Source organism: Lachnoclostridium sp. An76 (genome assembly GCF_002161355.1).
GTDB classification, from domain to species: Bacteria; Bacillota; Clostridia; order Lachnospirales; family Lachnospiraceae; genus Mediterraneibacter; species Mediterraneibacter caccavium.
Genome location: NZ_NFHL01000018.1, coordinates 1 through 7,324, shown reverse-complemented (window position 1 = coordinate 7,324; position 7,324 = coordinate 1). Strand labels below are relative to the sequence as shown.

At 41.0% G+C, this 7,324-nt stretch carries 8 protein-coding genes; 6 read left to right on the top strand and 2 right to left on the bottom strand.

The window, feature by feature from the left end; genetic code table 11:
* Positions 1-795 precede the first annotated feature (795 nt).
* The 3 genes from B5G27_RS15695 to B5G27_RS15685 all read left to right on the top strand — a co-directional run bounded on the left by B5G27_RS15695 (position 796) and on the right by B5G27_RS15685 (position 2,165).
* The gene (locus tag B5G27_RS15695; protein WP_087179782.1) at positions 796-1,173 is read left to right on the top strand and encodes a TnpV protein; all 378 of its coding nucleotides are present in this window, start codon (positions 796-798) and stop codon (positions 1,171-1,173) included.
* A gap of 139 nt (positions 1,174-1,312) precedes the next feature.
* Entirely contained in the window at positions 1,313-1,627 is a 315-nt protein-coding gene (locus B5G27_RS15690) for a PadR family transcriptional regulator (protein WP_087179781.1), read from the top strand.
* Position 1,628: 1 nt separating this feature from the next.
* Complete coding sequence (locus B5G27_RS15685) at positions 1,629-2,165, top strand: DUF2812 domain-containing protein (RefSeq protein WP_087179780.1); 537 nt, start codon at positions 1,629-1,631, stop codon at positions 2,163-2,165.
* A gap of 236 nt (positions 2,166-2,401) precedes the next feature.
* Here the strand turns inward: B5G27_RS15685 and B5G27_RS15680 are convergent, their stop codons facing one another.
* Both B5G27_RS15680 and B5G27_RS15675 read right to left on the bottom strand, forming a co-directional pair.
* Complete coding sequence (locus B5G27_RS15680) at positions 2,402-3,838, bottom strand: MobA/MobL family protein (RefSeq protein ID WP_087179779.1); 1,437 nt, start codon at positions 3,836-3,838, stop codon at positions 2,402-2,404.
* Positions 3,839-4,085: 247 nt separating this feature from the next.
* Positions 4,086-4,301, bottom strand: a complete 216-nt coding sequence (locus tag B5G27_RS15675; RefSeq protein ID WP_004612412.1) for a helix-turn-helix domain-containing protein — start codon at positions 4,299-4,301, stop codon at positions 4,086-4,088.
* Between the two features lie 180 nt (positions 4,302-4,481).
* On the opposite strand from B5G27_RS15675, the gene B5G27_RS15670 reads away from it, so the two are divergent.
* The 3 genes from B5G27_RS15670 to B5G27_RS15660 all read left to right on the top strand — a co-directional run bounded on the left by B5G27_RS15670 (position 4,482) and on the right by B5G27_RS15660 (position 7,220).
* On the top strand, positions 4,482-5,168 hold the full coding sequence (locus tag B5G27_RS15670; RefSeq protein WP_087179778.1) for a helix-turn-helix domain-containing protein: 687 nt from the start codon (positions 4,482-4,484) through the stop codon (positions 5,166-5,168).
* 87 nt (positions 5,169-5,255) lie between these two features.
* The gene (locus tag B5G27_RS15665) at positions 5,256-6,554 is read left to right on the top strand and encodes a tyrosine-type recombinase/integrase (RefSeq protein ID WP_087179777.1); all 1,299 of its coding nucleotides are present in this window, start codon (positions 5,256-5,258) and stop codon (positions 6,552-6,554) included.
* 141 nt (positions 6,555-6,695) lie between these two features.
* Positions 6,696-7,220, top strand: a complete 525-nt coding sequence (locus tag B5G27_RS15660) for a flavodoxin domain-containing protein (RefSeq protein WP_087179776.1) — start codon at positions 6,696-6,698, stop codon at positions 7,218-7,220.
* The last annotated feature ends 104 nt before the right edge of the window (positions 7,221-7,324 follow it).

The window sequence follows — 7,324 nt, the reverse complement described above, 5'->3', positions numbered from 1 at the left end:
TGAAGGCAGGGAAAATCCCTTGCTGAAAAAAGGGAATTCCGACGCTTTTTTCAGGGAAAAGTACTTGACAAAAAACACCGGATACGTAGTCTGGTATCGCGATACTTCAAAGTACCGCCACAGACGGGGCAGACAGGGGTGTCATCACTGCTCATAACAAAAAACACCGGAGTCCGCCTTGTAGGTCAGTGTGTATTCTGATATAATAACCATGGTTTTTATAACCGGGTCTCAGAGTACACGACTTTCCAGGGAGGGTGCTCTGAGACTTTTTCTTTCTGTAGTCTTATGACAGTATACAGAGCAATCCGCTGACAGGCAAGTAGATCATAAATATGCTATTTTAAGAAATCAACAACATAATGTGTTTAACTTTATGCTATGCTTTGGCAACAATAAGAAAGGTATCGAAAGGTGTATTTCCTTGTATATTAACTCATTGTTTAATAAATGGGTTATCTGCAATATTTGTATTTAATTATAGTTTGTTAAGTTGTTGTATAACTTTAATTGTAACAATAATAGTATCAATACTAATTAGAAACCCATAATTTTACAGGTGTTTATCACACCTCATAGGGTTTTAATAAAATCCTCCAAAAGCCTTGAAAATAAAGGATTTATCGCAATCAGTACACCTTATCTCTTTATATGGTTTCACACAATGTTACCCTTGTTTTGAACAATCATAAGGGCAAAATCAAGGGCATAAAAATCTCATAACAAGATATAACAAAGTGTGGCAATCGGAGAACTGTGATATATGTGCGAATATATTATAACGGAGGATTTTTTATGGACAAGTATATTTGTGATGAAAGCAACGGTCTTTGGTATGAACTACAAGGAAATTATTATATTCCTTGTCTGATACTTTCCGAAGAAGAAACACAGCCCATTGGTTTGTGGGGACAACGCCATAAACAGTACCTAAAGGAACATAAGCAGTTCTTTTATACCACAATGCTGATTGATGGTACACTTAACTGCTATCTTGCAGATATTAACCAACAGGCAGAGCAAATGTTTCACAGATTGATAAAGCAGATTGCAAAGTTAGAGAATGTGACCGAGCAACTGAAAGCTGACAATCCGATGGAGTGGGTCACTCGGATGAATAACATCCGTAGCAGAGTTATGGAAATCGTAAATCATGATATAATTTTCAACTAACCAAAGAATGGTGGCAGGGAGATTTTCTCTCTGCCATCTATTTATTTTGCGAAAGTCATTGACTTTCATATCGTACTGCGATATACTATATATATCGAAGTACGATGTATCGCACTGGAATTGATGGGAGGTATGTGAAATGGATCAACATATAAAAAAAGTGTATGTTCCTATGACGGAAACTGCTTTTTTCATTTTATTGTGTTTACGAAAACCTAATCACGGATATGGTATTGTTCAAATGGTTGAAAAAATGACAGATGGTGCTATCAGACTTACGCCCGGTACGATGTACGGGAGTTTATCAAAAATGGAAAAAGACAATGTAATTCATTTTATTCGTGAAGAGGATAAACGAAAAATCTATCAAATAACAGATTTAGGGTTAGAAGTTTTACGGATTGAACTTAAACGAATTGAACGCTTATATAAGATAGCTCAGGAGGAAATGTAGAATGGAAGCAAAAAAACAATTCAAATGGTTTACAATATTTGAATACGAAAAAGAACAGGATTATTTGCGAGAAATGCACAAGTCAGGTTGGCGATTTGTTAAAGTAACTGGCTTGGGAATGTATTATTTTGAAAAATGCCTTCCTCAAGATGTGGTCTATCAACTGGATTATAACAAAGACGGACTTACTCATAAAGATGAATATTTGAAAATGTTTGATGACTGCGGTTGGGAATACATACAGGATTATTTGGGTTATAGTTATTTTAGAAAAGTAGTTTCTGACGATGGTGTAGCTGAAGAAATTTTTTGCGATGATGAATCAAGACTTCAGATGATGCAGCGGGTATTAAAGGGAAGAATGTTGCCACTGTTGATTATATTTTTTCTCATACTATTGCCGCAGTTTCTTACCAACTTGTTTGACACACACAATTATTTTATAGCTGCATTTGTTGGTGGGGTTTTAACCATGTACATTGTGATATTCGCTATATTCTTTGTGAAATATAGTCAGTATAAGAGCAACAGAAAATAATTTAAGTAAGAAGGTAGAGGTAAATATAAATGTATGAATTTTTTCAAGCGGCACTTCCGTGGATTCTGTTGGGATTATTTGTGGCTGTTAGTTGTGTGTTTTTTCATAACAGAAAGAAATAATCTTACGATTAACACAGGAAAAAACACTCTTCAAGATGATAAATTTTGAAGAGTGTTATCCGATGTATGTAACACCACAAGGCAAGAAAACCGCCTTGTGGTGTTTTTCAATGCCTATCGGCTATCTCTGTCTAAGGATTTTTTACGCTGTTTTTGCGGTGGTTTCTGCTTGTTGCGTTCCTGTATCTCACGCAGATGTTTTAACACACTCTGCTTTTCGGGCGGTCTGTGCTGTTCTTTGGCGGTGGCTGTCGATTTCCTGCTGACTTGGTATTCCCACTCGGCAAGGTCACGGTTGTACTGTTCCACAACGCTTTCCATTTCTCGGAAAGTACGCATAAATATCTGAACATCGGGATAACCGTCCTCTTTGAGCGTATCGGGGATTTTATCCAGTCTGTCGGCAATCTCTGCTTCGGTTTCTTTGATTTTTGCCTCCAACGCTTTTCGTTCTTTGCCTTTGAAAAGCCCCTTTGTATCGGCAAGCTGCTGTTTCAACTGCGGCAGAACTTTGTCCTGCAAGTTTTTTATTTTTACCGCTTTGTCTTGTACTTTTATCATCAGATTTCGCATATGACGGAATTCTGCCATATCAATATCAAACGTAGGTTTGGGCGGCATATCCTTTTCTCGGATAAGGTTTTGCAGGAAGTCTTTTGCCTTTGCCACAATCCCACGGAACAGATTGGGCAGCCAGCCCTTGATTTTGATGGACTGACTTGCTTTTTCGTGTATCTCGGTCTGCTTAACTTCTAAAATCTTTGCTTCGGAAATACCCGATAACAACGCCATATCCGCTGTCCTGTTCCATTCTTGCCTTGCGGTGTTGTCAGCTTCAATTTCTGCGGCTTTGGGATTGTTCTTTCCGATTTTCTTTGTGGGAAGATAAACGCTGTTCTTATCAAATACCTTTAACTGCTGTTCGGGATCAGCAATATGGCGATTGATAAGGTTGGTATAAATCTCTTTCACTTCCCGAAGAAAAGGCTCGCTTTTGAATTTATCATCTTTCACGGTAAAGAGGTGGCTTTCATAAATTTCTCCCTTTTTTATGACGGTGCAGCCTTTTCGTATCTGCCCGTCCTCCCCTGTGATTTCTTTCTTGGTGCGTACCCTTTTGCCTGTTTCATCATAGAACACGCTGCGTGTGGCTATCTTGATGTCAGGCTCAGGGAGCAGTTTTCTTTCGCTGAAGATAAGATGGATATGATAGTTTGTTTTGCGTTTATTGTGGTGGAGGGCTGACACGCACTCCACACCATACCGCTTGCGAAACTCCTCCGTAAAGTCCTCCAGCACTTGCTGTGGCTCATATCTTGTATAAATTTCGGGCAGGGCAATAATCAATTCCCTTGCTTCGATACATTTGCCCTCTGTGCCGCTTCGATTAAATTCCTGCTGGCTTTCCCTTGCAAGGTTTTTCCAAAATTCATTGTCGGCGGTGCGGTAGGTGGCATAGAGATTTTCCTGCCTTGCGTGGCTTGTGATATAGGATATTCTTCCCTTGACATTGGGTAGCTTCGACATCTGTATAAATGAGTGTCTTGCCATAAACTCCTTCCTCCCGTGACGGGCATACTCTTTTTGCAACCGATAAATCGGTTGCCGCTGTTTCGGCGGCGCAAGCAGACGGACAGCGAAGAAAACAGCGTGCTGTTTTCTTCTGTATCATAGCGGCGGTGCATTGCCCGAAGCTGTGATACATAGCCCCCTGCAAGGGCGAAATACCCAGAGTACAAATCGAAGATTTGTGCGAGGGGTGTATTTCGCTCTCAAACGCCGAGGGCTTGGAGAATGGTTATTCTACTTTGCGGACATCGTTTTCATTCAGCAGGTTTCTTCCCTGATTGACGCTCATAAATCGCTCTAAAGTATCCCTGCGGATAATCGCTTTTCTACCGACCTTGAGGACGGGAAGTTTGCCCCAGTCGACCAACTTACGCATTGTATTTCTTCCGATACCCGTACATTCTGCTGCTTCTTCTATGGTTAAACCCATTTTGATGTTGCTCATTTTATCGACCCCCTTTCAAAATACGCATTTTACAACTATGTGTATGCTATTATACTTATTTTGCTATCTAATGTCAACCTATTTTGCAACTTATCAAGAAATATTTTTTCATTTTTTTAAATTTGCGGTTGCAAAATAGGTTTCGTTATGCTATACTATCAGCAATAGGAGGTGAAAACCTTGAAAAAAGAAATTACATTCACCGCAAAACAGGTCGGTGAACGAGTAAAAGAACGCCGAACAGAATTAAACTTAACAATGCCCGAACTTGGTAAGCGTGTCGGAGTAAACAAATCTACCATTCAGAGATATGAAGCGGACGGAGTAGACCCGAAACGCACAATGATTATCAACGGACTGGCAGAAGCGTTGCTTACCACTCCCGAATGGTTGACAGGACTTTCCGAAGATAAGGAATATGACAGCCGCACTTTATGTGCAAGGGATATGGAGGAACATATCAAAAAATATCTTGATACGGTTTCTTCTGTGGTAAAGGGCGAACCGCACCAACAACTGCTCACTACATTCCTCGGAAAGATGATTGACCTCTATACGGTTATGACTTATCACTTTGCAGACGCTATGGCTGAGGTTGACCGTGTGGCGGAGGACGAGGGCTTAAAGCAGTCTTTACGCCGCTATGCGATTGAGTCAGGGGCGATTATGGAGAGAGTTTACCGTAAAGAAATGGAACTTCCTATCGAGGATATGAAACAGTTTTTAGATGGGATTTTACATATCTACGATGAGGGACGCACCGCTGTAAAGATGGGCGACCTGTTCGGGATAGGGACAGCAGCAGAAGAAAGGGTTGCTGAAAAAGAAAAATTCCGTGGCTCTTTGACAAGTGAAAATGCCGATTGACATTCCTCGGCATAAGTGACACTATTACTTTACGCACACCATATGTCACAGTCCCGATTGCCACGGATAGAAAGGGGAAATTTATCTATGGCAAAAGGTTCTGTAAGAAAAAAAGGTAAAAAGTGGTACGCACGCTTCTACATCGAAGATGAAAGCGGCAGAAAAGTACAGAAAGAGTTTGTGGGAACAGAAAGCAAGTCTGAAACAGAAGCCCTGCTCAGAAAGGCAATCGCTGACTATGAGGAAAAGAAGTTTGTCGGGAAAGCCGAAAACATCACGGTAGGCGAAATGCTGGATATGTGGGTGGAGGAAGAACTGAAGCCCGGCAGTCTTAGCAACGGTACGGTTATGGCGTACACGGCGGCAGTCAAAAAGATTAAGAAATATCCCATTGGCAGCCGAAAACTGAAAACCGTGACCGCTGACCATTTACAGGCGTTTATCGACCTTATGAGTTACGGAGGGGTCAATCCCGACGGTACAAATTCAAAGCCTATGAGCAAAGGCTATATGTTGCAATTCTCGGCGGTGCTGCAAAACTCATTCCGCTTTGCGGTATTCCCGAAAAGGCTGATAACCTTTAACCCGATGCAGTATGTAAAGCTGCGTGACAGAAAAGAGGAAACGGATATTTTCTCGGACAGCGAAGAAGATATTACTCCCATTCCTACCATTACACACGGGGAATACCAAAAGCTGACGGACTTCTTAATTGCAAAGAAACACCCTGCGCTGCTTGCGGTGCAGATAGCCTATTATGCAGGCTTGCGTATCGGAGAGGTCTGCGGTCTGACTTGGCAGGACATCAACCTTGACGAGCAGTATCTAACCGTAAGACGCAGTATGCGGTACAATGGCACAAGGCATAAGCACGAGGTCGGCACAACAAAACGCAGTAAAGTCCGTACCGTTGATTTCTGCGACACATTGGCTGACATCTTACGGAAAGCAAAAACAGAACAGCATAAAAACCGTTTTCGCTATGGCGAACTGTATCATCTTAACTACTGCAAGGCAGTCAAAGAAAAGGGGCGTACCTATTACGAGGTTTACAGTCTGCAAAGGACGCAGGAAACGCCCGAAAATGACAGGGAATTATCCTTTGTCTGCTTAAAGGAGGACGGTGCTTTTGTTTCTGCAAGTGCAGTCGGTCAGATTTGCCGCAAAGCAAAGGCAGAGGTTGAGGGATTGGAGGACTTCCATTTCCACACACTCCGCCACACATATACGAGCAACCTGCTTTCAGGCGGTGCAAAACCCAAAGATGTGCAGGAACTTCTCGGACACTCTGATGTCAGTACCACAATGAACATTTATGCTCACTCTACCAGAGAAGCAAAGCGGACTTCCGCCAGGCTCTTGGATAAGGTCGTGGGCGAAGCATAAAAAATTTCCCTTGTTTCGGCTCATAAGGGCAAAAACAAGGGAAAATACATAAGGTTTTGATATTTGATAGGCGATAAGCCTTGAAAAATCAAGGAATTTGGGAAGATTGAATTTTTAATCCTAATTTAAGGAGATCAATTTATGAACGGAGTAATCCTATATCAATCAAAATACGGCGCTACAAAAAGATACGCTGAATGGCTGTCCGAGGAAATCGGGTTTCAGTGTATAGAAACAAAAAAAGCTGATATTAATGAAATTATTACATATGATCCTATTATTTTAGGCGGAGGAATATATGCTTCCGGTATTGCCGGCTTGTCTTTTCTAAAAAAGAATATCAATAAATTAACGGACAAAAAGATCATTGTATTTTGTTGCGGTGCATCTCCATATGAAGAAAATACATTTCAGCAAATCAAAGCGCATAACATGAAAGATAATTTATCTGATATTCCAGTCTTTTACTGTCGCGGCGCATGGGATATGGACGCAATGTCTTTCAAAGATAGAATATTATGCAACTTACTTAGAAAGGCTGTTGCAAAAAAAGATCCATCTGATTACGAAATATGGGAAAAGGCATTAATGGCAGCCGGAGACAGCAGCTGCGACTGGACTGACAAGAAATACATTGAACCAATACTTGAATGTATTAAGCGATAAACACCTGTTTGTTAAGCAGGCAAATCCCAGGGTTGTTTCATGAAAGATTTTTAAAAATATAAGAAGATTGGATTTTATCGGGGGTTATACGTGTTATACAAATA